The organism is Collinsella sp. HCP28S3_E9 (assembly GCF_052065455.1).
In the GTDB taxonomy this organism is placed as follows: domain Bacteria; phylum Actinomycetota; class Coriobacteriia; order Coriobacteriales; family Coriobacteriaceae; genus Collinsella.
On the sequence record NZ_JBQHTZ010000004.1, the window covers coordinates 24219 to 51215 of the forward strand.

Below are 26997 nucleotides of genomic sequence, written 5' to 3' on the forward strand. Positions count from 1 at the left end.
TGTGCGCCCGGCTCCCTTGCCGGGCCCACCCTCGTTGCGATTTCGAAAGGTTGGGTTCACGAGCCATGCCAAGCGCTCAGGAGCTACAACAGCAATTTGGTGGTTATCGGGGCACCATGCCTCGTCCATCAGATTTCGATCTCTTTTGGAACGTCCGCATGGCCGAGGCTGACGCCGTCGAGATCGACTATTCGGTCGAGGCGGCATCGATTGCCGATGCTGCGACCTGCCAGTTTTTTGACCTCTGGTATACCGGCATGTGTGGCGCCCGCCTGCATGCCAAGTATCTCAAGCCGGTTTCGGACGCGTCTGTGCCGCTGGTGCTACAGTTCCACGGCTATCCGGGCGCAAGCCGCAGCTGGTTCGAGCAGGCATCGTTTGCGGGTATGGGCATGGCACTTGTCGCCCTCGACTGCCCCGGTCAGGGTGGCCCCTCCGCGGATATTGGTGGATTTGAAGGCACAACGGTTGCCGGGCATATCGTTGCCGGTATCGACGGCGACCCGGCCAATCTCTACTACGTACGCTTGCATCAGGATATCCGCATTCTGTGCCGCATTGTTCGCGAGCTCGAGGGCATCGATCTTGCCCGTGTTTTTGTGAACGGTGCGTCGCAGGGCGGTGGCTTGGGCATTGCGACCTGCGCGCTTAACAGCGAGCTTATCAATCGTGCCGCCATCCTCTATCCTTTCCTGTCGGATTTCCGCCTGGTCTGGGATTTGGATGCCGACGACATTGCCTACGAGGGCCTGCGCTATTGGTCTCGCTGGTTTGACGAGGACTCGACTCGTATTGACGAGGCCTATGCCAAGCTGGCGTATTTCGATTCCAAGAATTTTGCCCCCATGGTCAAATGCCCCGTGCTGTTTGGCACGGGAACGGCTGATATCGTCTGTCCACCGGCGACGCAGTTTGCGGTCTACAACAACCTGACCTGCGAGAAGCGCCATGAGTTCTTTGAGGGTTTTGGCCACGAGGAGATTCAGGATTTTGACGATCTGATCATTCCGTTTTTCTGCAAGGAAGGGGAGGCTCATGTCTAAGTGCGAGAGCAATGTCAATGAGCTGATTGACCCCGAGCTTGCGGGGATCTCTGGGACGGTTTCGTCAAGGCTCTCCGATTTCCGTGATTGGCGTGGCGATGCCTTGGCGGATGTTTCCGAGTTGGAGGCAGCCGCTTCGGACCTTGAGGTTTGCGGACTGACTGTCACGGCGATTGATTTCGCCAATCCGTGCGCGCGTTACTCCGAGGTTTCCTTTGAACTTGCCGGGGAAGTCGTACACGGCCGTTTGATTGAGCCCTCAGGTTGCGCCCGGGCATCCGAGCTTGTGCCGCTATGCCTGATGTTTCACGACATCGACCGACCCGTACGTGGATGGCATCACATGACGAGGTTTGCCGCCATGGGATATGCCGTGCTTGCGCTGGACGACGATGTGATTGGGCTCAGCGAGCTGAAGCAGGGGGTTACCTCGCCCGTTTTTGTTGAACGCGTCCGCTGGGGCTGTGCAATGGCAAAGGTCGCGCGCAATCTTGACGGCATGGACCCCGACCGCATCTTTGCATGGGGCGAGGGCCTTGGCGGTGGAGTCGCGCTTGCGGTTTCTGCTCTAGACGAGCGGGGCCTTGCCTGCACGGCGGTTGCCAATCCGCTTCCCGGCGGCCTCGAAGCGCTGTCGTCTCGGGTGCGCGGATCGGTACTCATGGGTACATCGCTCATGGATGCCGTGAGCGATCCCAAGGGCCAGTTTGCCGTATTCAACGGTCTTGAGTGTGACCGGAGGCATATTATCTATGCCAAATATGCTCACGAACGCATCAATGCGTTCGAAAACGAAGTCGTCGACTTCTTTAACCAAGCGTTCTACCTGTGTTCTTTGGCCTAGACGGCCTGGACACTGCCAACAAGAGTGGGCGGCATAGGGCCACCCGCCAGACAACTAAGGAGATTCTTGTGGCAACTCAGAAATTCACCGGCGTTATTCCTCCCGTCGTTGTTCCCGATACCGAAGATCACCAGCTCGACGTTGCCTCCTTTGAGCGCAGCATCAACCGCATGATCGACGCCGGCGTCGATGGCCTGTTCTTCCTGGGCTCTTCGGGTGAGGTCGTTTTCTCCACCGACGAGCGTCGTCGACAGATCATCGCCGAGGCCGTTCGAATCGTCGACCACCGCGTTCCTGTTCTGGTCGGCATCATCGATACCGAGACCGAGCGCATGATTGAGCACGGTAAGGTTGCTCAGGAGCTGGGCGCCGATGCGCTCGTCGCCACCTGCCCGTTCTATGCCCTGCAGGGCATGACCGAGGTCGAGGAGCATTTCCGCATCCTGCACGAGGAGCTCGACCTGCCCATCTTTGCCTATGACATTCCCGTGTGCGTTCACACCAAGCTCCCCTGGAAGCTCCTTGCAAAGCTCGGCGCCGAGGGCGTCCTTGCTGGCGTCAAGGATTCCTCGGGTGACGACGTCTCGTTCCGCTACCTTGTTCAGGAGAACGAGAAGAACGGCCATCCGATGAGCATCCTCACCGGCCATGAGGTCGTCGTCGACGGTGCCTACCTTGGTGGCGCCGACGGCTCTGTCCCGGGTCTCGCCAACGTTGAGCCCGAGGGCTACGTGCGCCAGTGGAAGGCCGCTCAGGCTGGTGACTGGGCTACCGTCAAAGCCGAGCAGGATCGCCTCAATGAGATTTCGCACATCTGGGACGTCACCTCGGGCGTCCAGGGCTATGCCGGTGGCGTTGGCGCCTTCAAGACCGCTATGAACCTCATGGGCATTTTCGACAGCCCGACCATGCCGCGCCCGGTGAAGGCCATGACCGGCGAGAACGTCGAGGCGATTAGGAAGGTCCTCCAGGACAACGGTCTCCTGTAAAGCTTTCCCGGGCACCCGATCTTGGGGCTCAAGCGATCGAGCGTGACCCATTAGGTCAATGCCCGACCGCTTTCACCCCAACCCCGGGCACTCGGGAAGCCTTTAGCAAGCTGCGGCGATAACACCGCCTTTATTTCCTGTAGTTGTTTTTATCTCCTAAGGAGAGCGACATGGAGAACAAGTACATCTGCTCCGTTGATATCGGTGGCACCAAGATTGCGACCGCCATTATGGAATATCCGGCTGATGGCGGCGTGCCCCATCCCGTATTTGAGGCTGAGGTTCCCACCGAGGCCCAAGAGGGCGGTGAGGCCGTCTTCCAGCGTATCGAGGCGTCCATCAAGGCCGCTCTCGAGGCGAATCCCGATGTCGAGGTCCTTGGCGTCGGTATCGGTGCCGCTGGCGTCGTCGATCCCAAGACGGGCGCCATCGCGTATGCCAACGAGATCATGCCCGGCTGGTCCGGCGTTCAGTTGGGGCCGCGTCTGCGCGAGGACCTCGGTCTTCCCGTTGCCGTTGTAGGCGACGTGCAGGCTCATGCTCTGGGTGAGGCCCATTGGGGCGTCGGCAAGGGCAAGTTCTCCGTCTTGTGTCTGGGCATCGGCACGGGTATCGGAGGCGCATATGTCGAGAACGGCCGCGTGATGCAGGGCTTCCATGGTGCTGCCGGCCATATGGGCCACATCGAGTGCTCGGCTGCCGCCGGCATTCCCTGCGCCTGCGGGCGTTCCGGCCATCTGGAGTCGGTGGCTTCGGGTACGTCGATTGGGCGCATGTACGACGAGCGCTTCGGTCGTGTTGACCCCAGCCGTCCCTCGGTTGGCCGCGACGTGAACGACCTGTGCCGTGCGGGTGACGCAAAGGCGACCGAGGTCATCCACGATGCCGGCTTTGCATTGGGCGCTAGCTTGGGCTCGCTCGCCAACATTCTGGATCCAGAGGTCATCGTGCTTTCGGGTGGCGTAATTCACCAGGGACCCGATTGGCGTTCGCAGACGTGGAAGGATTCGGTACACGAGGGCTATGCCAGCCAAGCGCTCGATCCGCTTCAGGACACGCCGATCCTCATCGGTTCTCTGGAGGGCGACGCACCGCTTATCGGTGCCGCCGAGCATCTTCTTGCCTCGTTAAAGTAAACGTATCTGCTGTAGGAGCCTCCCGAGACGACACGCCTCGGGAGGCTGTTCTGAGAAAGGTTATAGCCTTATGACCGTCGATCCTTTAATTCAATCCCTGAAGGGTAAGCTCATCGTGAGCGTTCAGGCGTATATGGGCGAGCCGCTTCGTACGCCCGAGACCATGGCTCAAATGTCTCGCGCTTGCGAACTCGGAGGCGCCGCCGCCATTCGTTGCCAGGGCCTTGCCGACATTGCTGCCATTAAGGGTCGTTGTGAGGTTCCTGTTATCGGCCTGTGGAAGGATGGACACGAGGGCGTTTACATCACGCCGACGCTGCGTCACGCCCGCGCCTGCGTTGCTGCCGGTGCTGACATCGTGGCGATTGACGCCACCGATCGTCCGCGCCCCGATGGCAAGTCGCTCGAGGACACTTTTCGTCCGCTGCACGAGGAGGGCGTGCTTCTGATGGCGGACTGCGCCACGATCGAGGATATCCGCCGCGCGGTCGACATGGGCTTCGATTTGGTTTCCACTACGCTTTCGCATGGCGTCGCCGCCATCGATTGCACCATGGCAGACGGCCCCGACCTGCCGCTTTTGCGCCAGGCAACCGAGGAGTTCCCCGGTCTTCCCATTATTTGCGAGGGTCGTGTGCATACGCCCGAGGAGGCTCGCGCCGCGATTGACGCCGGCGCCTGGGCCGTTGTCGTTGGCACTGCCATTACGCACCCCACAAGTATTACGAGTTGGTTCAAGGCTGCGCTTGAGGCGTAAGACGGGCCCCGTATCCGCTTGGGGCGGTATACTCAACTAAGGCAATTGATCGCGCGGGATCCGCTGGCCGGGTCCTGCGCTTATTTTAGGAGGCAGCACATGCAAAAGGGAGATGCCATGGATGCGGCGGAGCGCACGGAGCGCATTCCCGATATCGTCATCATCACCGGAATGTCCGGATCGGGCCGAACGCAAGCCATGCATGTGTTTGAGGACATGGGCTATTTTTGTATCGACAACCTGCCTCCGCGCCTGATTGCGCAGCTCGCAGAGCTTGTTGGCATCAATACGGGTGTGGGTAGACATCTTGCTGTTACCTGTGACCTTCGCAGCCAAGGCCTGTTTGATGAGCTGCTTGACGCCGTTGCCGCCTTGGAAGAGCGCGAGATGAGCTGTGACATTGTGTTTCTCGATGCATCTGATGAGGTGCTGATTCGCCGCTACAGCGAAAACCGCCGCCGCCATCCCATTGCGAAGCCGGGGGAGACCACGGCCGACGCCATCCAGCGCGAGCGTTTACAACTCCAGGGCGTGCGCGACCGAGCCGATATGATCATCGATACGAGCCGCCTTCGTACCTCTGCTTTACGCAATAAGCTGCGTGCGGCTTTTTCAGAGCTGTCCGACCAGCAGCTCATGGACGTCCACGTCTTCTCATTTGGCTTTAAGCATGGTATGCCCGTCGAGGCAGACATCATGATCGATGTTCGCTTCCTGCCTAATCCATTCTACGACCCCGAGATGCGCACGTTGACCGGCCTCGATAAGAAGGTCTCCGACTTTGTCCTGGACCATCCCAAGACTCAGGAGTTCTGGAAGGTTTGGACGCAGTTGCTCGATACGGTCATGCCGGGTTATATCGCGGAGGGCAAGCCGCAGCTTTCCATTGCCATCGGCTGTACGGGCGGCCAGCACCGCAGCGTTGCCATTGCAGAGGCTACGGCCCGATACCTGGAAGGTGCTCAGTATCACGTGAGCATTTCTCACCGCGACTTGTCGCGTGCCAATACGAAAGCATAGGTTTGAATGTCGTTTACCGCCGAGGTGCGTGACGAGCTTGCGCGCTGCGAACCCGAATGTGAATATTGCGATCTGTCGACACTTGCCGCTCTTACACGTGTGAGTGGCACGCTTTCGCTAGCGGGCTCTGGTCGGTACCGTTTGACGGTTGCGACCGAGACGGGTGCCGTTGCACGCACGATGATTACGCTGACGCACCGCATCCTCAAGCTCAAAACGGAGTTTACCGTTCGCAAGTCGGTCTTGCATAAGGTGCGAAACTATCTCATCACCTTGCCCGACCAGCCCGACCTCGATAAGGCTTTGGTTCTGCTGGGCATTCTCGACCGCAGGGGAGGGCTCGTCGCCGGTGTGCCGCGCCATATCGTCGCCCGGCCCTGCTGCAGGCTCGCCTACATTCGCGGCGCTTTAATTGCCGGCGGCTTTGTGGCAGACCCGCGTGGCGATTTTCACCTGGAGATTGCGGTGCAGGGCGAACAATACGCCAAGGGGCTTTGCGACCTGTTGGGGCAGGTCGGGGTTCATGCACGCGTCAACGCCCGGCGAGGATCATATGCCGTGTACATCAAGAGCGCCGAGGAGATTGAGCATTTGCTCAAATTGATTGGTGCCAAGCGCAGCGTTGCCGAAATCGAGGAAGCCCGTGCGGTCAAGTTGGTGAAAAACGACGTAAATCGTCGCGTGAATGCTGAGCTGGCCAACCAGACGAGAAGCGCCGGCGCTGCCCAACATCAGCTCGCGCTTATCGAGGAGCTTGAGCGACGCGGCATGCGCGATGTGCTCCCGGATGCCTTGGCGGCCTTTTGTGACTTACGTGAGCGCTATCCCGATCTCTCACTGCGAGATTTGGGGGAGATGGCCGACCCTCCTTTGTCAAAGTCGGCCCTATATCACCGTGTTTTGCGTCTTGAAAAGCTCATTGAAGCGAACAGGTAGTTTAAAGCGGCAGTTTATATAGTACTTGAACTGCCGTTTTATGCTTTAAAACGTTTTAAAGCAAATTTGATTTTCAATTTCGAGCATTCTCGTGAAATTCAAGTCAAAAAAAAGGTATATTAGGCGAGTGGTTAGTTTGTGGGCCTCAACGGCGGGCGCTGTAGCTTGCGGGGGCCTTACGAAAGGAGACACAATGGCAGTAAAGGTTGCTATTAACGGCTTCGGTCGCATCGGTCGTCTGGCCTTCCGTCAGATGTTCGGTCATGAGGGCTCCGAGATCGTCGCTATCAACGACCTCACCTCTCCCGATATGCTCGCTTACCTGCTGAAGTACGACTCCACGCAGGGCAACTATGCTCGCGATCACGAGGTCGTCGCTGGCGAGGATTCCATCACCGTTGACGGCAAGGAGATCAAGATCTACAAGGAGGCCGACGCCAACAACCTGCCTTGGGGCGACCTCGACGTCGACGTCGTTCTCGAGTGCACTGGCTTCTACACCAGCAAGGCTAAGGCTCAGGCCCACATCAACGCTGGTGCCAAGAAGGTCGTCATCTCCGCTCCGGCCGGCAGCGATCTGCCCACCATCGTGTACAACGTCAACCATGAGACGCTGACCGCTGAGGACAACATCATCTCCGCTGCTTCCTGCACCACCAACTGCCTCGCCCCGATGGCCAAGGGTCTGAACGACTTCGCTCCCATCGTGTCCGGCATCATGACCACCATTCACGCCTGGACTGGCGACCAGATGCCGCTCGACGGCCCGCAGCGCAAGGGCAACAAGCGTCGTAGCCGCGCCTGCGCCGTCAACATCGTCCCCAACACCACCGGTGCTGCCAAGGCTATCGGCCTGGTTCTCCCCGAGCTCAACGGTAAGCTCATCGGTGCCGCCCAGCGCGTCCCGACGCCGACCGGCTCCCTCACCAACCTCTACGCTGTCGTTGACAAGAAGGTTACCGCCGACGAGGTCAACGCCGCTATGAAGGCCTACGCTGCCACCATCTCCGAGACCTTCGCTTACAACGAGGACGACATCGTCTCCACCGATATCATCGGCGAGACCCATGGCTCCATCTTCGACGCCACTCAGACCATGTGCTCTGACCTCGGCAACGGCCAGACCCTCGTTCAGGTTACCTCTTGGTACGACAACGAGAACTCCTACACCTCTCAGATGGTCCGCACCATCAAGTACTTCGAGAAGTTCGTTGCTTAATTTGGCTTTTAGCGAATAGCTCGTTGAGCGTCTAAAAAAGGGCGCGGCCTTATAGGGCTTACACCCTAAGGTCGCGCCCTTTTTATAAGAAATCGTCTGCCGTAATGGGAGGCAGACACGTACGAAAGGTAGAAGCAAACATGGCCTTTACCAAGAAGACCGTCCGCGACATCGATGTCGACGGCAAGCGCGTTCTCGTCCGCGTTGACTTCAACGTGCCTATCAAGGATGGCGTCGTTGGCGACACCACCCGTATCAAGGCTGCCCTGCCCACCATCAACTATCTCGTTGAGCACAATGCTCGCGTTATCCTCATGAGCCACCTTGGCCGTCCCGAGGGCACCGGCTTCCAGCCCGAGCTTTCCCTCGAGCCCGTAGCCAAGAAGCTCGCCGAGCTCTCTGGTCTCGATGTTGCTTTTGTCGCCGACACTTATGGCGAGAAGGCCGCCGAGGCCGTCGCCGCCGTCGAGCCGGGCAAGGTCCTCGTTCTCGAGAACGTCCGTTTTGACAAGCGTGAGAAGAAGAACGATCCCGAGATCGCCAAGACCCTCGCTTCCTATGGCGACGTCTTCGTCCTCGACGCCTTCGGCACCGCTCACCGCGCCCAGGGTTCCGTCGTGGGTCCCGCCGCTTACCTGCCCGCAGTCGCTGGCTTCCTTCTGGAGAAGGAGGTCGACACGCTGACCGGTATCTTCGCCGAGCCCGAGCGCCCCTTCGTCGCCATCGTCGGCGGTTCCAAGGTTTCCTCCAAGATCGGCGTTCTCGATCATCTCATCGACTCCGCCGACACCCTGATTATCGGTGGCGGCATGGCCTATACCTTCTTCCTGGCTCAGGGCATGACCGTCGGTCAGTCCCTCAAGGAAGAGGACTGGGTCGAGCGCGCTGGCGAGATGCTCAAGAAGGCCGAGGAGAAGGGCGTCAAGATCCTGCTCCCCATCGACAACCGTGTTGCCGACCACTTTGGCGAGGACGCTGTCCCCGAGGTTGTCGCTTCCGACGCTATCCCCGACGACCGTGAGGGCATGGACATCGGCCCCAAGACCGAGGAGCTCTACGCCGAGGCCGTCAAGGGCGCCAAGACCGTATTCTGGAATGGCCCCATGGGCGTCTTTGAGTTCGACAACTTCGCTCACGGCACCCAGGCTATCGCCGAGGCTGTCGCCGAGGCTGATTGCACCTCGATCATCGGTGGTGGCGATTCCGTCGCAGCCGTCAACAAGTTTAACCTGGCCGACAAGATGAGCTGGATCTCCACCGGCGGTGGCGCTTCCATGGAGCTCGTCGAGGGTAAGGCCCTGCCCGGAGTGGAGGCGCTTCTCGATGCCTAATCGCACCCTTCTTATCGCTGGTAACTGGAAGATGAACAACGACGTCGCCGAGGCTGCCAAGCTCGCCGACGAGCTGGCCCAGGCTCTGCCCGAGGTTCCGGCTGGCGTCGAGGTGCTCGTCTGCCCTCCGACCATCGACATTACTACGGTTCATGACCGCATTCAGGCTGCCCCCATCGCCCTCGGTGCACAGAACGTGTACTGGGAGGCCAAGGGTGCCTTCACCGGTGAGTCCTCTTGCGACATGCTCAAGTCCGCTGGCTGCACCTACTGCATCATCGGCCACTCCGAGCGTCGTGACTACTTCCACGAGACCGATGAGGACCAGAACAAGAAGGCTAAGGCTCTCGTTGCCGCCGGTCTTGTTCCCGTCTTCTGCTGCGGTGAGTCCCTTGAGGTTCGCGAGGCCGGCACCTATGTCGAGCATGTCGTGAACCAGGTCAAGGCTGGTCTCGAGGGTCTTGAGATCACCTGCCCCAAGCAGGTCGTCGTCGCCTACGAGCCCATCTGGGCCATCGGCACCGGCAAGACCGCTACCGCCGAGGACGCTCAGGAGGTCTGCGGCGCTATCCGTGAGACCCTCAAGGAGATGTTCGGCGAGGAGCTCGCCAACGGCATCCGCGTTCTTTATGGTGGCTCCGCCAAGCCCGCCAACATCGCTGAGCTTGTTGCCAAGCCCGACGTTGACGGCGCCCTCGTGGGCGGCGCTTCGCTCAAGGCTGCCGACTTCGCCTCTATGGTCGTCAAGGCAGGCGAGTAGGGCATATGGCACAGCGTCATCTTCCTGCACTCCTAATCATCATGGATGGCTGCGGCTTGGCTCCGGCCGACGGCGAGAACGCCGTCGCTGCCGCCAAGACGCCCTTCCTCGATAGCCTGTACGAGAAGTATCCTCACACCACGCTCGGTGCTTCGGGCGAGGACGTGGGCCTTCCCGACGGCCAGATGGGCAACTCCGAGGTGGGTCACCTCAACATCGGTGCCGGCCGCATCGTGTTTCAGGAGCTTTCGCGCATCAACAACGCCATCAAGGACGGCTCCATCGCCAAGAACGAGGTTTTCGTCAAGGCTATGGATGACGTCAAGGCCGAGGGCAAGACCCTGCACCTCATGGGCCTTATGAGCCCCGGCGGTGTTCATTCTCACATGAACCATGTCGAGGCCCTGGTCAAGATGGCTGCCCAGTATGGCATTAAGACCGTTCGCGTTCACGCCTTTATGGATGGCCGCGACGTCGATCCGCAGTCCGGTGCCGGCTACATGAGCGAGTTCTGCGCCTTCCTGGCCAAGATCTCCGAGGAGACTGGTTGCGACGCTCGCGTTGCTACCGTCTCGGGCCGTTATTGGGCCATGGACCGCGACAACCGTTGGGAGCGCATCGAGCGCGCCTACGACGTCATGGTCAATGCGTCCGATGCCGATACCGACCCCGTTGCCGGTATCAAGGCCTACTACGAGAAGGATCCGCGCGGCGATGAGTTCGTTGAGCCGTTCGCTGCCCACAACGAGGGTATCCACGAGGGCGACGCGGCCATCTTCTTCAACTTCCGTCCCGACCGCGCTCGTCAGATGACCCGCGTGTTCACGGACAAGGAGTTCGACGGCTTTGAGCGCGAGCAGATCAAGCTCTCGCACTTTGTGACGATGACCGAATACGATCCGACGTTTGACGTCGAGGTCGCCTTCCCCAAGACGTTCCCCGAGAACGTTCTGGCCGACGTAATCGCAGCCAATGGCCTGAAGCAGCTGCACACCGCCGAGACCGAGAAGTACGCCCACGTGACGTTCTTCCTTAACGGCGGCATCGAGGAGCCCAAGGAGGGCGAGGAGCGCGTGCTCGTCGCTTCCCCCAAGGTTGCTACCTACGATTTGCAGCCCGAGATGAGCGCTCCCGAGGTTACCGAGAAGCTCGTCGCTGCCATCAACGAGGACCGCGCTGATTTCTACATCGTGAACTTCGCGAACTGCGACATGGTTGGTCACACCGGTGTCTTCGACGCGGCCGTTAAGGCCGTCGAGGCTGTTGACGATGCCCTGTCCAAGGTTGTCCCGGCGATTCTCGCTAAGGGCGGCTTTGCGCTGATTACCGCCGACCACGGCAACGCCGATCACATGTTTGACGTTGCTTCCGACGGTTCCAAGCATCCGTTTACGGCTCACACCACCAACCGCGTGCCGTTCATCATCGTTGATGAGAAGGCACAGCTCACCGGTATCAAGGACGGTCGACTTTCCGATATCGCCCCGACTATGCTCACCATGGCTGGTCTGGAGCCTTCCGCCGAGATGACGGGCCGCGTGCTCGCGACCGAGGCCTAAGAGAAAACGCCAAGCGTTTCTTTGCAAGGGGGTTGACCATATTCGGGCAACCCCCTTTTTTGGTATTTTTGCCATTTCTACCTCGTCCCCAAATGGCAGGTGGGGAGTGTCGGGGGTTGTGGTACAGTACTAGAGTTTGAATTGTTCTATTAAGGAGCTTCTCTATGGGTCCGTTTCAGATTCTGCTGTTTGTAGTTTGGGCTGTCTCTGCCGTGGCGCTGACGATTCTCGTCCTGATGCATTCCGGTAAGGGCACCGGCGTTTCGGATATGATCGCCAGCTCGCTGTATAACTCCAGCTCTGCCACGGGCGTTATGGAGCAGAACCTTGACCGCCTGACCGTCATCATGGCTGTCGTGTTTGCCGTGTGCGTCGTGCTGTGCATGTTCTTCTTCCCGCAGGGCATCGTGGGCTACTAAGCACGAGCCGCATAAAATAATTGAAAAGGGGTTCCGCAAGTGCGGGACCCTTTTTGTTTACATATTTGTAACAGAGTCAGAATATCACCACATACTGCGCCCAACTAAAGAAATTCTCGACCGTTAACCGGAATTAGCCTCAAACCGTGCATAAAATGCGCTACTGTATTGAAAACGTTGGCCTGTTGTGCATAACCAGCCATAGCAACGGGCGGCGTTTCGATAGTTCGGATCGGATTGTCTCGACATATGTCCGACTGAACATTTCTTTGTCCTATCTCATAAGGAGGATGGCATGGCTGATTCTATGTTCCACCAGCCCGTTATGGGTCGTCGCGCCTTTGTCGGCGGTACCCTTGCTGCGAGCTCCATGGCTTTTCTTGCCGCATGCGGCAAGAAGGGCGGCGACGCTTCCGGTTCTGAGTCCGGTTCGACGCTGAACTTCTACATCAATAACCCGGTCTGCATCGACCCCTACAATGTCCAGGAGGACCAGGGCACTCAGGTCGAGTACCAGCTCTTTGACGCTCTGACCTCTTATGACGCCGAGAAGGGCGAGATCGTTCCGCTGGCTTGCGAGTCCTTCGAGGCCAACGACGACGCCACCGAGTTTACCTTCAAGATCAAGAAGGCCAAGTTCCACAACGGTGATGACGTTACCTCCAAGTCCTTCAAGCTCGGTTGGGAGCGTCTGGTCAGCACCAAGTCCGCTGTCGCTAAAGAGTATGGTCCTTCCGAGGTCTCCTATCACCTTTCCATGGTCGAGGGCTATGACGATCTGCTTGCCGGTAACACTACTGAGCTCAGCGGTGTTACCTGCCCTGACGATGAGACCCTCGTCGTCAAGCTGACTTCCGCTTACGCCGACTTCCCCTTCGTCGCCTCTCATCCGGCTCTGTCCCCGGTTCCCGAGTGCGCCGAGTCCGATGTCAAGAGCTTCTACCTTGCCCCGATCGGTAACGGCCCGTTCATGATGGACGGCAAGTGGGAGGATGGTCAGGAGATCAACCTCAAGAAGTTCGACGATTACTATGGCGACAAGGCCAAGATCGATGGCATCCACTTCCAGGTCATCAAGGACGTGGAGACCGCTTACAAGGAGTTCCAGGCCGGTAACCTTGACATCTGCGACGTTCCCGTTGCTCAGATCGACGCCGCCAAGAAGGATCGCGGCGAGTCCAAGGACGGCTACACCATGGGCGACGGCGAGCGCATGCTGCTCGGCGCCGAGCCTTCCACCTACTACCTGACCTGCAACACCACGGCCGAGCCGTTCAACAACGCCGATCTGCGCAGGGGCATCTCCCTGGCCATCAACCGCGAGGCCATCTGCAAGACCATCTTCAAGGGTACCCGCACCCCCGCTGACGGCATTGTTCCTCCGGGTATCGATGGCTACAAGGAGGGCGCATGGGAGTTCTGCGCCTATGACGTCGACAAGGCTAACGAGTACCTCGACAAGGTTGCTCCTGCCGACGCCAACGGTGACCGTGGCATTAACGTGACTCTGTCCTACAACCAGGACGGTGGCCACAAGGAGATCATGGAGTCCATCATCGGCGACCTCGCCAAGGTGGGCGTCAACGCCGTCTCCGATACCCCCGAGTGGTCTGCCCTGCTCGAACAGTATCAGAACCTCAACTATCAGTTCGGTCGTCTGGGCTGGATTGCCGACTACCCGATCATGGACAACTTCCTGTATCCGCTGTTCCACTCCGACTCCCTCGGTGGCGACAACCGTTCTGGTTACAACAACCCCGAGTTCGACGCCAAGGTCGACGAGGCCCGTACCACGATTGACGACGAAGAGCGCGTCGCTAAGATGCAGGAGGCCGACGCAATGGTCGCTGCTGACTGCCCGGTCATCCCGCTGATGTTCTACACGCACACCATCGCCGGCTCCGATCGCATCAAGTACCTCTATGTCGATCCGCAGAAGCACGCCGATCTGGGTACCGCTGAGCTCGCCTAAGAGTTTTGCAGCTTCCGTGAGGGTCAAGTATTTACGTAGACCTCATGGGAAACATACAGTTCTCCCTAACCTGGGGTAAACTGGCTGATGGTAATTTTGGGATGCCGGTCTGGCGATCGGCATCCCATTTAGGTTAATCCCTAGATAGGGGAGTGGTATGGGTAAGTACATCGTTAAACGTGTGCTTCAGTTCATCCCGGTATTTTTGGGCGTTACGCTGATTCTGTTCGCCCTCCAGAATATCGTGCCGGGAGATCCGATCAAGCTGATCGGTGGAGACAAGGCTCTGTCCCCCGAGGTGGAGCTTCAGCTTCGCGTGCGCTATCACCTGGTCCAGTCGGACGAGGACGGCAACGCGATCCTTGACGAGAACGGCGACCCCGTTCAAACGTCGCTCGTGGACCGTTACTTGTATTACATGAACGGCCTGCTTCATGGCGATCTGGGTAATTCCTATCAGCGCAAGCTGCCGGTTACGGAAATCTTTGCCCAGAAGTATCCGTATACGGTCAAACTTGCCGCATGCGCCATCGTACTCGAGGCAATCATGGGTATCGGTGCGGGTATCATTTCGGCGGTAAAGCGTTATTCCTTCTGGGATATTTTGGTAACGCTCACCACGTCAATCCTCGTTGCCGTCCCGGCCTTCTGGCTCGGTATGTTGCTGCAGCTGTTCTTTGGCGTCATCCTCAAGGATGCCACCGGCGGCGCATTCTCCATGCCGATCTCGGGTGCCGGTGGTTCCAGTTCTCAGTATCAGGATTGGATGCACTATGTGCTTCCGACCATTACGCTGGCTTCGGTTTCGACCGCTTATGCCGCTCGCATTATGCGCTCGCAGCTGCTTGACGTCATGAGCCAGGATTACATCCGTACGGCAAAGGCCAAGGGTCTCTCCAATCGCGCGATCATCATCAAGCATGCGCTTAAGAATGCACTTATCCCCGTCGTTACCTATATTGGTGTCGACTTTGGTGCCATGCTTTCGGGCGCCATCCTGACCGAGACGGTTTTTAACTGGCCCGGTATCGGCTATGAGGTCTATCGCGCCATTAGCATGCGTGACTGGCCCATCGTTATGGGCGGCGTTACGCTCATCGTCGTCGTCGTCATGGTGATCAACCTGCTCGTCGACATTAGCTATGCATTCCTCGACCCGCGCATCCGCCTTGGCGGTCCGTCGGATAAGGCCTAAGGGAGGTACGTCTCATGCAGGAAACTGATTCTCAGTCTCAGGAGCAGGCTACCGCCACCATGGCCGCATCTGCTCCCGCCAAGTCTCGCACGCTGTGGGGCGACGCTTTTAAGCGTCTTCGTAAGAACAAGCTCGCCGTTATCGGTGTCTGCTGGATCATTATCGTCGTTGTGGTTGCCTTGACCGCAGATCTGTGGGCTAAGCCCTGGCTCGGTTCGCCGACGGCTTCCGATTCGACCACCATGGCCGAGACGTCGCTGCTGGCTCCGTGTGCAGAGCACCCGTTTGGCACCGACTCCCTTGGCCGTGACATTCTCGTCCGCGTTATCTACGGTGCACGCGTTTCGCTGTCCGTCGGCATTATGGCCACTGCGATCTCCACGGTGATTGGTCTGGTCATGGGCGCTCTGGCCGGTTTCTACGGCGGCATCTGGGATACGATCATCATGCGCTGTGCGGACATCTTCCTTGCGTTCCCGTACGTGCTGTTCGTTGTCGCCATGATCGCCGTTATCGGCCGTGGTCTTCAGAACGTCTTTATCGCCATCGGTATTCTTGGCTGGCCTTCGATTGCGCGCGTCTTCCGATCCGCGATCTTGACGGTCAAGGAAAACGACTATGTTGACGCTGCGCGCGCGATGGGTGCATCTGATGCTCGTATCGTCGTGCGTCACATCTTCCCGAACTCCGTTGCCTCCATCGTGGTCTACGCGACTATGAACATTGGTGGCGCCATTCTGACCGAGTCCGCTCTGTCCTTCCTCGGCATGGGCGTTATTCCGCCTACGCCTTCGTGGGGCTCCATGATTCAGGACGGTCAGCAGTATCTTCTGACTGCTCCCTGGATGATGATCATGCCCGGTCTGGCAATTCTCTCGACGGTGCTCGCCTTCACCCTGCTGGGTGACGGTCTGCGCGACGCCCTCGACGTCAAGATGAAGGACGCATAAGGATGAAGAAGAACAAGAACTATGTGGACCTGAAGGACCAGCCGGTTCCCGAGGGCCAGCATCTGCTCGAGGTTGATGACCTTAAGATGTATTTCCACACCGAGGATGGCGTCGTTCGCGCTGTCGATGGTGTGTCCTACACGCTCGATCGTGGCGAGACCCTGGGTGTCGTCGGTGAGTCCGGCTCCGGTAAGTCCGTGACCGCCATGACCATCATGGGTCTTATCTCGATGCCTCCGGGAAAGATTGAGGGCGGTGACGTTCGCTATCGCGGTCGTTCTATCCTCGAGATGACTGAGGAAGAGATGCAGCACATTCGTGGCAACGATATTGCGATGATCTTCCAGGATCCTATGACCTCCTTGAACCCGGTCTATAAGATCGGCAAGCAGGTGGGTGAGGGCCTTCGTCTGCACCGTGGCTACTCCAAGCAGGAGGCGCTCAAGCGCGCCACCGAGCTTTTGGACCTCGTTGGTATTCCCGAGCCCGAGAAACGCGTCAATGAGTATCCGCACCAGTTTTCTGGTGGTATGCGTCAGCGCGTCATGATTGCCATGGCCCTTGCCTGCGATCCCGATATTCTGATTGCCGACGAGCCCACGACTGCCCTGGACGTTACCATCCAGGCTCAGATTATTGAGCTTATGCAGGAAATGCAGGAGAAGAACGGTAACGCCATCATCATGATTACCCATGACCTGGGTGTTGTCGCCGATATGGCCGACAAGATCATGGTTATGTACGCCGGCCGTCCCGTCGAGTTCGGTACTGCTGAGGAAATCTTCTACGAGAGCCGTCACCCTTATACCTGGGGCCTGATTCGCTCCATCCCGGAGCAGGCCATCGATGAGAAGAAGCCGCTTACTCCGATTCACGGCAACCCGCCTTCGCTCATGAACCTGCCCGAGGGTTGCGTGTTCTCGCCTCGTTGCCCCTATGCGACCGATAAGTGCCGCAAGCAGCGCCCCGAGCGTTTTGTTACCGAGTCCGGCCACTATTCTGCGTGCCATTATTCCGGTGACCCCGAGTTCCTCAAGAACGCCCCTGAGACGTCCCGCACGCGTAAGGATTCCAAGAAGGGAGGCGAGGCGTAAATGGCAGACAATAACGAGCGCACTCCGCTACTGAAGGTCGAGCACCTCTCTAAGGAGTTCCCCGCAGAGTCCGGCATGTTCGCCAAGCGTTTTTCCAAGCGCGTCGTCTCTGCTGTAAACGACATCTCTTTTGAGATTTATCCTGGTGAGACCTTTGGTCTGGTTGGTGAGTCTGGTTGCGGTAAGTCCACTACGGGTCGCACCATCATGCGCCTGACCAAGCCGACCGCCGGTAAGGTGTTCTTCCAGGGTAAAGATGTTGCCGAAATGAGCAAGCATGAGATCAAGGATATGCGTCGCGAGATGCAGTTTATCTTCCAGGATCCTTATGCCTCGCTGAATCCTCGCATGACCATCGGCGAGATCGTCTCCGAACCCATGACCATTCACGGCGTGGGAACCAAGGAGGAGCGCATTGAGCGCGTCCGCGAGCTTCTCGACGTTGTCGGACTGAACCCCGAGCACATCAATCGCTATCCTCATGAGTTCTCGGGTGGCCAGCGTCAGCGTGTCGGCATTGCCCGCGCTTTTGCGCTGAAGCCCAAGCTGATTATCTGTGACGAACCGGTATCCGCTCTGGATGTGTCCATTCAGGCCCAGGTTCTGAACCTGCTTAAGGAACTGCAGGACAAGTTTGGTACGGCGTATCTGTTTATCGCCCACGACCTGTCCGTCGTTCAGCACATCTCCGATCGCGTTGCCGTTATGTATCTGGGTAAGGTGGTCGAGGTCTCTGACTGGAAGACGCTCTATAGCGAGCCTCACCACCCGTATACGCAGTCGCTGCTGTCTGCCGTGCCGGTTCCCGATCCGGATATCCAAAAGTCCCGTAAGCGCATCATCCTCGCCGGCGATCCGCCGTCACCGCTGGATCCGCCGACTGGCTGCCGTTTCCACACGCGCTGCCCGATCGCGCAGGGCATCTGCTCCGAGAAGCTTCCCGAGTTTAGGGAAGTTGCTCCGGGCCACTGCTGCGCCTGCCACTTCGCCGAGCCGTTCCCGATCAAGGAATCGCACATCGACCTGTAGTCGGTTGTTATCGTTCGGGCCCGTGCTGGACTTAGTTTTCAGAACGTCCTCGACCATGGAAACCCTCTTATCCTGCTCCTTCGGAGCTGCGGATAAGGGGGTTTCCTGGTCTGCGGAATGTTCTGAAAACTAAGTCCAGCACGGACCCTGTGTTACCACTGCAGGGGGGCGATTCCTTGATCGCTCACTTAATCTAATAAGAAATTGAGCGAGGCCGGAGCTTTAGCTCCGGCCTCCCCATAAAAGGGCTCGGCAAAGCCGAGCCACCAAATTTGCATCAGCCCCAGTATATGTTTGAGAATCGTACTTGGAGTATGTGGCTGTAGGGCCGGAATGGGGGCAACTTCCCAACGCATTCCGCAGGGGGCGGTACATTTTGTAGCGCGAAGCGCGAATCAAAATGTACCGCCCCCTGCGGAATGCGTTGGGAAGTTGCCCCCATTCCGGCCTGGACATATAGATTTACCTGCGCATTTTCAAATTCGTAAACTTTTTTGAAAAAAGTGCTTGCACAGTTCTCGAATCATAGGTTATTATCTTCCTCGTTGAAAGCGCGGGTCCAGCAAAACGAACTGCGAATCAACAACATAGCATGTCGGAGTGGCGGAATTGGCAGACGCGCTAGCTTGAGGTGCTAGTGACCGCTTTTTGGTCATGCGGGTTCAAGTCCCGCCTCCGACACCATCGCATTTGAGAAGCCTCTTCGGAGGCTTTTTTGTTACCGATAGACGGTGAGGTTCACGATGGAAACGCTTGAGCGCAATGAGTGGGTTGACGTTGCCCAATTGGTCGATATTACGAGCGATGCTGTCATTATCTGCGAGCTCGACGGAACCATTTTGCATGTAAACAATCGCTTGCTCGACTTGATCTGCGAGGAACGTTCCGATGTGATCAACGGGGACGTTAAAGATCTCTTGTACTCGTCAGCATTTGAACGCGCGACAGAACATCGTCTTCCTTTTGAGACCAATGGTACCGAGAGCGAGTTGATGCTTAAGCTCAGTGACGGCTCCTTTATTCCCGTCCTAGTTTGTGCCGGCTCGGTTACGCCGCCTCGTATCTTTGGCCGCCGTGCGCCGCGTGTTCTCGTGGCGCTCCATAGTATCGAAGAGCAGTATTCGCATGACCGTCAGCTCAAGCGTGCGCTTTCGGAGCTCAGAGTGGCGAATAAGCGCCTCTCGGGCACGTTGTCGGTCATTATGAGCACGGTGGGCTCCGATGAGCTGCCTAGTTTGTTGGATACCGTTTTGAACCAGCTTGTAGGAACCCTCGATGCCTCGGGTGCTGCCATCTATTTTTCTGAGAGCGGCGGTTTTAAGCTTCGCGGTGTTTCCAAGGAGCTGTATGACAGCTACCTGCCCGAGTTTATGCCGTATGGTGCGGGTATCCCGACGTATGTGCTCCGTGAGTCTCGTGCCTGCCGCCTGTCGATTCAGCAGGACCTCGAGGGCGATAGGGTTGCCTCGGGTATGTTTATGGACCTGGACAATCGTTCTAAGCACCTGCTACGCGTGCAAGATATGCCTCCATACCGCAGCGAGATATGTCTTCCCGTGTTTTATGGCACTCAGGTGCTCGGTGTGTTGGAGGTCGGTTGGAAACGTCCGCAGGCGCCGCTTGCCTATGATGTCAACGTGCTCGAGGTCATTTGCGATTATCTCTCCATCCAACTAGTCGGCATGGCATCGAGTCTGCGTTCACGTCGCACGGCAGAGCTTGGCCGTTCTCTCAACGTGCTGCGCGATGAGTTGTTTGCCTATCTCGATGATCCTATTGCCGCCTCGCGTGCGGTATCGACCGAAATCTGCGCTGTGCTCAGTTGCCATTTCTGCCCCGTGGAGTATGATGCGGGCCTCGGAACCTATGTCATCGATTTTGAAGGCGGCAGTCGTGTGGCATTGCCGGGCGATCCGGAGTCACTCTTCTTTTCTGTCACGACGCCGGCGGCGCGCCTGGGGGCAATTTCCGATGGATTTGAGACATCGGTGCTGGGTGGGACGAGCGCCGACGACCTCAAGCACGTGCGCCTTACGCGCGTGGACGAATCCACGACTATGGGCGCATGGTTGAGAGCCCACGGCCTGCCGTGTCAGGGACTTTATGTCGATTCCGGTATCGAGGCGGGGCGCTGCCGCTCGGAGGCGGATGGTACGCGAAGCAACGATGCAATCGTGCCCGCTGATATCGCCAAGGGACCGACGAGGCGCGTTTTGCTGCTCCGTGATGGCAGCCAGGAGCCAATCGACGACCTTGAATACGACTACATGGTGCATTTGGCACACGACTTTGAGCTGATCTATGAGGGCGAGTCTCAAAAGCGTGAAGAGCGTCATATCGCTCAGACGCTTCAGATTGGCATGAGAAATTCGCTAGGCGACGTTCCGGGCATCGCAACCGATTCGGTATACCTGTCGGCAACGAATTCGGCGTTGGTCGGTGGTGACTTCTATACGCTTATCCGTCTTCCCGACGATTGCGCCGTTATGATATTGGGCGATGTCTCCGGCAAAGGAATTGAGGCGGCGTCGATGTCGGCGCTCGTCAAGACGGCGTTGACGGCTTATGCCTGGGAGGGTGCGGGACCCGCTCGCATGGCCCGCTCGCTCAATAGCATGCTCATGGGCTTTTCGAGGGTCGAGACGTTTGTGACGGCGTTTATCGCCAAGATTGATCTTAAAGCGGGCCGCGCTACCTATTGCTCTGCGGGACATCCTCCCACTATGGTCATTAGGCCGTCGTCGACGCCGCATGGCGGAGGAGAGACCTGCGGGGGAGAAGTGGAGCTCCTTGGGTGCCAATCGGGCGTGATCGGTGCCTTTGAGAGCATGGTGTACGAGACGGGCGTGTTTACGTTCGATCCTGGTGACATGCTGTTTATGTATACCGACGGAACGATCGAAGCACGCGACCGCTCGGGTGCTTTCTTTGGCGAGCAACGCCTGCGCGACCTTCTACTCTCTGTTTCGGGTGAGGGCGTATCGGGCATCTGCGGTAAGGTCTTGGGCGAGCTTGACCGCTTTACCGACTCGGCACTGGACGATGACATTGCATTGGTGTCCCTTGAGTTTTTACGGGGTCGATCGTAGGTCGCGACGTTGGGCATACAGAATCCTAACGGTTGCAGAAAAGTGTGCATCGAGCGAGCTCTTTTGGGGAACCATGGTCGCATGAATGAGTGGAATGACATAGCGGTTTTGACGCCACCGGGCGATATCGATATCGCCTCGGTGCCCGAGCTGCGCCGACGGTTGGATAATTTAATCGACCGGGGCGTGCGCCGTGTTGTCATCAATTGCCAGACCGTGGCTTTTATCGACTCGACGGGTTTGGCGTTTTTGCTTACGCGTGCCAGAGAGCTTATGAGACGAGAAGGGCTGCTTTCGCTTGTTAACGCCTCCGATGAGGTCGTTCGCTTTTTGGAGATTGCCCGACTTGTCGACATCCTTCATGTTGCGGGTCCGGTGCGGGAGTCAATTCCCGCCATTCCGGTGGGGGAGTTGCCGCGATGGAGCAAGAGCGTCAAGGTGCAGCGAGGCATCGAGAATCTCCCGTATTATCGGCACCGTGTGGCCGAGATTCTCGAATCGCTTCCCCTGAGGCGTGATGAGCGCTATGACGTCGCATTAGCGTTGGGGGAGGCATTGGGTAACGCATATGACCATGCGGGCGGTGTTGGCTGCATCCTGACGATTCAGGCCTATGGGGACCGTGTTGTGCTTGAGGTGCTTGATCGAGGCGCTGGCTATTCTATCGATGGGTCGAGCGAACCGATGGCATCCGAGGAACGCGGACGCGGTATCAAGCTTATGCGCATGCTCGTCGATAATGTGGAGGTTGCCCGTCGCACGGATGGTGCCGGCACACGCGTTCGGATAGTGAAGCTGTTTAGCTCGGCATTGGAATCGTGCGCTTAGCGCCTTGGGTTGACATGATTTTCCTGCGTGAACTTGCTTTGGGCAACTTTTTTGAAAAAAGTACTTGCGTCTTTTGGATAACTCGCGTAAATTAATAACCCGCAAGCGGACATGGCTCAGTTGGTAGAGCACAACCTTGCCAAGGTTGGGGTCGCGGGTTCGAGCCCCGTTGTCCGCTCCATTGCATTTCCGGACCGTTCTTAACGGTCCTTTTTCGGCGAAGTGGCCAAGTGGTAAGGCAGAGGCCTGCAAAGCCTTTACCCCCGGTTCGAATCCGGGCTTCGCCTCCAGGCAACATCCGGGCGCTCCGGCGCCCGTTTTGTTTTACATATGCGGACATGGCTCAGTTGGTAGAGCACAACCTTGCCAAGGTTGGGGTCGCGGGTTCGAGCCCCGTTGTCCGCTCCAAGTACAACAGCCCGACTACCACGGTAGCCGGGCTTTTTCGTACCCATTGCAGAGGCTCGAACCCGAGAGGGAGCGAGCGTTAAGCAAACGCGGAGCGTTTGTAGCGAGCTGGCGAGGTCGCCGGCAGGCGGCCGAAGCCGGTGCGGATCCGCGAAGCGGATACGCGGATGCCCCGTTGTCCGCTCCAAGTACAACAGCCCGACTACCACGGTAGCCGGGCTTTTTCGTACCCATTGCAGAGGCTCGAACCCGAGAGGGAGCGAGCGTCTTGGGGCGTGGCTGTGGCGTTGTTTGCCGCGAATAACAGCTTTGGGCGTATCATCGTGGGCATCTCGCAAAACCTCGTTGCAAGGGAGGCGCGCTCCATGGCTACAGAAAAGTCCTCTTCGCGCCCATGGATGTCCGATGCCGCGATCTATCAGATCTACCCGCGCTCGTTTAAGGATTCGACTGGTTCGGGTCTGGGCGATATCGCGGGCATTACCCAGCAGATGGACTATCTTGAGCGGCTGGGCATCGAGGCCATCTGGTTGAGCCCGTTTTACCCATCGCCTCTTGTCGATGGTGGCTATGATGTGGCGGACTACTGCGATGTCGACCCACGTCTCGGCTCGCTTGACGACTTCGATGACATGGTCGCTGCGGCTCACGCACGCGGCATCAAGGTCATCGTCGACATCGTGCCCAATCATTCATCCAACCAGCACCCCTGGTTCAAAGCCGCTCTTGCCGCCGGCCCTGGATCGCCCGAGCGCGCCCGTTATATATTCCGCGATGGTCGCGGCGAACATGGCGAGCTGCCTCCCACCAATTGGAATGCCAACTTTGGCGGCCCCGCCTGGACGCGTGTTGCGGACGGTCAGTGGTAGCTGCATATGTTTACGCCCGAGCGGCCGGACTTTGTCTGGTCATGCCCCGAGGTTCATGCGTTCTTTTGCGACGTCCTGACGTTGAGGTGGCTGATGTCTTCGTGAGGTTCGCGAGGGCGTCGCAAAACTTTTCAAAAAAAGTTCTTGCATAGGATGCGGGTATCACGTAAGATTAATCTCCGTAAGCGGACATGGCTCAGTTGGTAGAGCACAACCTTGCCAAGGTTGGGGTCGCGGGTTCGAGCCCCGTTGTCCGCTCCATTTGGGCGTTTAGCTCAGGGGGAGAGCGCTTCCCTGACACGGAAGAGGTCACAAGTTCAAATCTTGTAACGCCCACCAAATGTTCGCAGTCCAGAGGCTTTGCTTCTGGACTGTTTTGTTATAAACACACATAATATGCCGTCAAATTATCGACCTCGGTCGCTTTTTCACGTTGCATTTGCTGCCCAGCATAATTTGTCGTTATTGGCCTCTTGGTCTCGTGGGAGATGATTATTTTGATCATAACCGTGCACGTCGCCCGCGTTTCCATGGTTGACCCCCGTGCAATCTTTTATGGTGATCGGTTTTGGCGAGATTGCCTTCCAGGGAGGATTCGGAACGATTGAAGGCCGTACGTTCTTCGCGCGCTGGGCGGGCCTTGTCACAAAGGGGTGGGCCTTTGTGGTTATCGCCGGCGTGCTGCTCGATCCCTTTACAGCGGCTCTCGGCCGCATGATAGCTCGCGAAGAGAACTAATAGCTCCTCGCCTATCGAATGCCGGCGGACGGAGTGCCGGGGCTGTAGTCTTCCGAGCGTTTGCAGCCCCGTCGCTCCGTCCGCCGGCATTCGACCGCAACATGTTGGTCAAGCATAATCTTTTGGATTCTTTTCGCGTGAGCGGCTTGGTTTTGGTAGGATTTGTCGGCGGCTTGACTAGGGGGTTTTATAACTGCCTTGCAGGTAGCCGCGTTGGTAACGTTTTACCGACTTGCCGAGAAACCCTCATAATTAATGTGTCTGTAAAATGACCAATTGCTTTGACCTGCTGAAACACTATATGTTGTGTTTGACCTAAAAAAAGAATACAGGATATAGAGGCGTCTTTGTCGTATGATAGATGGCGGACAGAGAACGAAGACCTTGTTCGTCCCATTTGGACACGCCTTTGAGCCGCTTGATCGGCCGCGAGGATTGTCCGCATGAGGACCTATGGTTTATCGAGAACACAGATTGCGCGACGGCGCCGCAAGACAGGGACAAGCCCTGCCAGGCATCGTTTGGCTCTGAAGCGCAATGGGATTACGACGCGAAAGAGGCAAGAGGATGAAGATCATCAAGCGCAGCGGCACCGAGGTTGCCTTTGACATCGATAAGATCGTCAATGCGATTCGCGCCGCCAACTTGGAGGTCGAGGAGGGCTCTCGTCTTACCGACCGCCAGGTGATCTACGCGGCGCAAAACGTCGCCGAGGCATGTGAGAAGGCCGGCCATACCGTATCGGTCGAGGAGATCCAGGATCTGGTCGAGGACGAGATCATGCGTCTCGACTGCTACGAGGTCGCTCGCCGCTACATCATCTATCGTTATGTTCAGAGCCTGAAGCGCCAAAAGAACACGACCGACGACAAGATCCTGTCGCTGATCGAGTGCAATAACGAAGAGGTTAAGCAGGAGAACTCCAATAAGAATCCGACCGTCAATTCCGTTCAGCGCGACTATATGGCCGGCGAGATTTCCAAGGACCTGACCCAACGCGTGCTGCTGCCCCAGGAGATCGTGGATGCCCATAATGAGGGCCTGATCCATTTCCACGATTCGGATTACTTTGCCCAGCACATGCACAACTGCGATCTGGTGAACCTGGAGGACATGCTCCAGAACGGCACCGTTATCTCGGGTACGCTGATCGAGAAGCCGCACAGCTTCTCGACCGCCTGCAACATCGCGACGCAGATTATCGCCCAGGTTGCTTCCTCCCAGTACGGCGGTCAGTCTATTTCGCTGACCCATCTCGCCCCGTTCGTTGAGGTGAGCCGTCAAAAGATTCGCGGCGAGGTCGCTCGCGAGCTTGAGGAGCTCGGTGTTTCGGCATCTGCCGAGAAGGTTCGCGAGGTCGTTGAGGAACGCCTGCGCGATGAGATTCGTCGCGGCGTCCAGACGATTCAGTATCAGGTCGTGACCCTTATGACCACGAATGGCCAGGCGCCGTTCGTGACGGTCTTTATGTATCTCAATGAGGCCCGTACGCCCCAGGAGAAGCACGACCTTGCCATGATTGTGGAGGAGACGCTTCGTCAACGCTATGAGGGCGTTAAGAACGAAGCCGGCGTGTGGATCACCCCGGCGTTCCCCAAGCTCATCTACGTGCTCGAGGACGATAACATCCGCGAGGATTCGCCGTACTTCTATCTGACCAAGCTCGCCGCCAAGTGCACCGCCAAGCGCATGGTGCCCGACTACATCTCCGAGAAGAAGATGCGCGAGCTCAAGCTGTCTAAGGGCGAGACCGCCGGCAACGGCGATTGCTATACCTGCATGGGTTGCCGCAGTTTCCTGACGCCCGACCGTTCGGGCAACGGCTTTAACAATGTCGCCAACGCTCTGAACTATGACCCGACCAAGCCTAAGTACTATGGTCGCTTTAACCAGGGTGTTGTGACCATCAACCTGCCCGATGTTGCGCTGAGCTCGCATCAGGACATGGACAAGTTCTGGAAGATCTTCGATGAGCGCCTTGAGCTGTGCCACCGCGCCCTGCTGTGCCGTCATGAGCGCCTGATGGGCACGCTTTCGGATGCTGCGCCGATTCTTTGGCAGTACGGTGCCTTGGCGCGCCTTAAGAAGGGTGAGACGATCGACAAGCTGCTCGTGGGCGGCTATTCCACCATTAGCCTGGGTTACGCCGGTCTGTATGAGTGCGTCAAGTACATGACGGGCCACAGCCACACCGAGAAGGAGGGCACGCCGTTTGCCATGGCCGTCATGCAGCACATGAACGACAAGTGCGCCGAGTGGAAGGCCGAAAGCGATATCGACTTCTCGCTGTACGGCACCCCGCTTGAGTCGACGACCTACAAGTTCGCCAAGTGCCTGCAGCGCCGTTTCGGCATTATCCCGGGCGTGACGGACAAGGGCTACATTACTAACAGCTATCACGTCCACGTGTCCGAGGAGATCGATGCCTTCGACAAGCTTAAGTTTGAGGGCATGTTCCAGCAGCTTTCGCCGGGCGGTGCTATCTCCTACGTTGAGGTTCCCAACATGCAGGACAACCTCAAGGCGGTCATTCGCGTAATGCAGTACATCTACGACAACATCATGTACGCCGAGCTCAACACCAAGAGCGATTACTGCCAGGTGTGCGGCTATGACGGTGAGATTCGCATTGTCGAGGACGATGGCAAACTGGTGTGGGAGTGCCCCAATTGCGGCAATCGTGACCAGGAGAAGATGAATGTCGCCCGTCGCACGTGCGGCTACATCGGTACCCAGTTCTGGAACCAGGGTCGAACCGAGGAGATCCGCGACCGCGTGCTGCATCTCTAATAACCACCCCAGGCTGCCCCGT

The 26997-nt window shown here is 57.9% G+C and carries 22 protein-coding genes and 6 tRNA genes; all 28 read left to right on the forward strand.

The window, feature by feature from the left end; translation table 11 throughout:
* The first annotated feature begins 65 nt into the window (after positions 1-65).
* Positions 66-1043 carry an acetylxylan esterase gene (locus tag ACTNA2_RS02875; protein WP_441048566.1) on the forward strand — a complete coding sequence of 326 codons (978 nt, stop codon included), beginning with the start codon at positions 66-68 and terminating at the stop codon, positions 1041-1043.
* A complete protein-coding gene (locus ACTNA2_RS02880) occupies positions 1036-1887 on the forward strand; it encodes an acetylxylan esterase (protein ID WP_154517502.1) in 852 nt (283 codons plus the stop codon). The genes ACTNA2_RS02875 and ACTNA2_RS02880 overlap by 8 nt, the downstream gene beginning before the upstream one ends.
* 68 nt (positions 1888-1955) lie before the next feature.
* Positions 1956-2876, forward strand: coding sequence for a dihydrodipicolinate synthase family protein (locus tag ACTNA2_RS02885; protein ID WP_427718650.1), 921 nt, complete (start codon positions 1956-1958; stop codon positions 2874-2876).
* A 170-nt stretch (positions 2877-3046) separates the two neighbouring features.
* Positions 3047-4012, forward strand: a complete 966-nt coding sequence (locus tag ACTNA2_RS02890; protein ID WP_427728775.1) for an ROK family protein — start codon at positions 3047-3049, stop codon at positions 4010-4012.
* A 70-nt stretch (positions 4013-4082) separates the two neighbouring features.
* Complete coding sequence (locus ACTNA2_RS02895; RefSeq protein WP_154517496.1) at positions 4083-4769, forward strand: N-acetylmannosamine-6-phosphate 2-epimerase; 687 nt, start codon at positions 4083-4085, stop codon at positions 4767-4769.
* 99 nt (positions 4770-4868) lie between these two features.
* Positions 4869-5789 (forward strand): RNase adapter RapZ, encoded by a 921-nt coding sequence (gene rapZ, locus ACTNA2_RS02900; RefSeq protein ID WP_427718645.1) that lies wholly within the window; start codon positions 4869-4871, stop codon positions 5787-5789.
* Positions 5790-5795: 6 nt separating this feature from the next.
* A complete protein-coding gene (gene whiA / locus ACTNA2_RS02905) occupies positions 5796-6725 on the forward strand; it encodes a DNA-binding protein WhiA (protein WP_441048567.1) in 930 nt (309 codons plus the stop codon).
* A gap of 193 nt (positions 6726-6918) precedes the next feature.
* A complete protein-coding gene (gene gap / locus ACTNA2_RS02910; protein ID WP_154517458.1) occupies positions 6919-7944 on the forward strand; it encodes a type I glyceraldehyde-3-phosphate dehydrogenase in 1026 nt (341 codons plus the stop codon).
* Positions 7945-8084: 140 nt separating this feature from the next.
* A complete protein-coding gene (locus tag ACTNA2_RS02915) occupies positions 8085-9275 on the forward strand; it encodes a phosphoglycerate kinase (protein WP_304212190.1) in 1191 nt (396 codons plus the stop codon).
* Positions 9268-10035: a triose-phosphate isomerase gene (gene tpiA, locus ACTNA2_RS02920; protein ID WP_154517452.1), complete on the forward strand. Its 768-nt coding sequence runs from the start codon at positions 9268-9270 to the stop codon at positions 10033-10035. Before ACTNA2_RS02915 ends, tpiA begins: the two co-directional genes overlap by 8 nt.
* A 5-nt stretch (positions 10036-10040) precedes the next feature.
* A complete protein-coding gene (gpmI, locus tag ACTNA2_RS02925) occupies positions 10041-11594 on the forward strand; it encodes a 2,3-bisphosphoglycerate-independent phosphoglycerate mutase (protein WP_441048568.1) in 1554 nt (517 codons plus the stop codon).
* Between the two features lie 164 nt (positions 11595-11758).
* Entirely contained in the window at positions 11759-12013 is a 255-nt protein-coding gene (secG, locus tag ACTNA2_RS02930; RefSeq protein WP_006236144.1) for a preprotein translocase subunit SecG, read from the forward strand.
* 295 nt (positions 12014-12308) lie between these two features.
* Positions 12309-13985, forward strand: a complete 1677-nt coding sequence (locus ACTNA2_RS02935; RefSeq protein ID WP_441048569.1) for a peptide ABC transporter substrate-binding protein — start codon at positions 12309-12311, stop codon at positions 13983-13985.
* Between the two features lie 157 nt (positions 13986-14142).
* Positions 14143-15180, forward strand: a complete 1038-nt coding sequence (locus ACTNA2_RS02940) for an ABC transporter permease (protein WP_304212150.1) — start codon at positions 14143-14145, stop codon at positions 15178-15180.
* Positions 15181-15239: 59 nt separating this feature from the next.
* A complete protein-coding gene (locus tag ACTNA2_RS02945; RefSeq protein ID WP_370450642.1) occupies positions 15240-16130 on the forward strand; it encodes an ABC transporter permease in 891 nt (296 codons plus the stop codon).
* A 2-nt stretch (positions 16131-16132) separates the two neighbouring features.
* On the forward strand, positions 16133-17224 hold the full coding sequence (locus ACTNA2_RS02950) for an ABC transporter ATP-binding protein (protein ID WP_154517437.1): 1092 nt from the start codon (positions 16133-16135) through the stop codon (positions 17222-17224).
* Positions 17225-18253, forward strand: a complete 1029-nt coding sequence (locus ACTNA2_RS02955; protein ID WP_154517434.1) for an ABC transporter ATP-binding protein — start codon at positions 17225-17227, stop codon at positions 18251-18253.
* 594 nt (positions 18254-18847) lie between these two features.
* Positions 18848-18937 (forward strand) — tRNA-Leu (locus ACTNA2_RS02960).
* Positions 18938-18996: 59 nt separating this feature from the next.
* Positions 18997-21342, forward strand: a complete 2346-nt coding sequence (locus tag ACTNA2_RS02965) for a GAF domain-containing SpoIIE family protein phosphatase (RefSeq protein WP_441048570.1) — start codon at positions 18997-18999, stop codon at positions 21340-21342.
* Positions 21343-21423: 81 nt separating this feature from the next.
* Positions 21424-22170 (forward strand): anti-sigma factor antagonist, encoded by a 747-nt coding sequence (locus ACTNA2_RS02970; RefSeq protein ID WP_441048571.1) that lies wholly within the window; start codon positions 21424-21426, stop codon positions 22168-22170.
* Positions 22171-22275: 105 nt separating this feature from the next.
* Positions 22276-22351: transfer RNA gene (locus ACTNA2_RS02975), tRNA-Gly, on the forward strand.
* A 35-nt stretch (positions 22352-22386) separates the two neighbouring features.
* Positions 22387-22460 (forward strand) — tRNA-Cys (locus ACTNA2_RS02980).
* Between the two features lie 42 nt (positions 22461-22502).
* Positions 22503-22578 (forward strand) — tRNA-Gly (locus ACTNA2_RS02985).
* Between the two features lie 365 nt (positions 22579-22943).
* Positions 22944-23447: an alpha-amylase family glycosyl hydrolase gene (locus ACTNA2_RS02990; RefSeq protein ID WP_441048572.1), complete on the forward strand. Its 504-nt coding sequence runs from the start codon at positions 22944-22946 to the stop codon at positions 23445-23447.
* Between the two features lie 185 nt (positions 23448-23632).
* Positions 23633-23708 (forward strand) — tRNA-Gly (locus tag ACTNA2_RS02995).
* A 3-nt stretch (positions 23709-23711) separates the two neighbouring features.
* Positions 23712-23786: transfer RNA gene (locus ACTNA2_RS03000), tRNA-Val, on the forward strand.
* Positions 23787-23990: 204 nt separating this feature from the next.
* The gene (locus tag ACTNA2_RS03005; RefSeq protein ID WP_195838587.1) at positions 23991-24185 is read left to right on the forward strand and encodes a hypothetical protein; all 195 of its coding nucleotides are present in this window, start codon (positions 23991-23993) and stop codon (positions 24183-24185) included.
* A gap of 567 nt (positions 24186-24752) precedes the next feature.
* Positions 24753-26975, forward strand: coding sequence for an anaerobic ribonucleoside-triphosphate reductase (nrdD, locus tag ACTNA2_RS03010; RefSeq protein WP_427718616.1), 2223 nt, complete (start codon positions 24753-24755; stop codon positions 26973-26975).
* Positions 26976-26997: the final 22 nt, after the last annotated feature.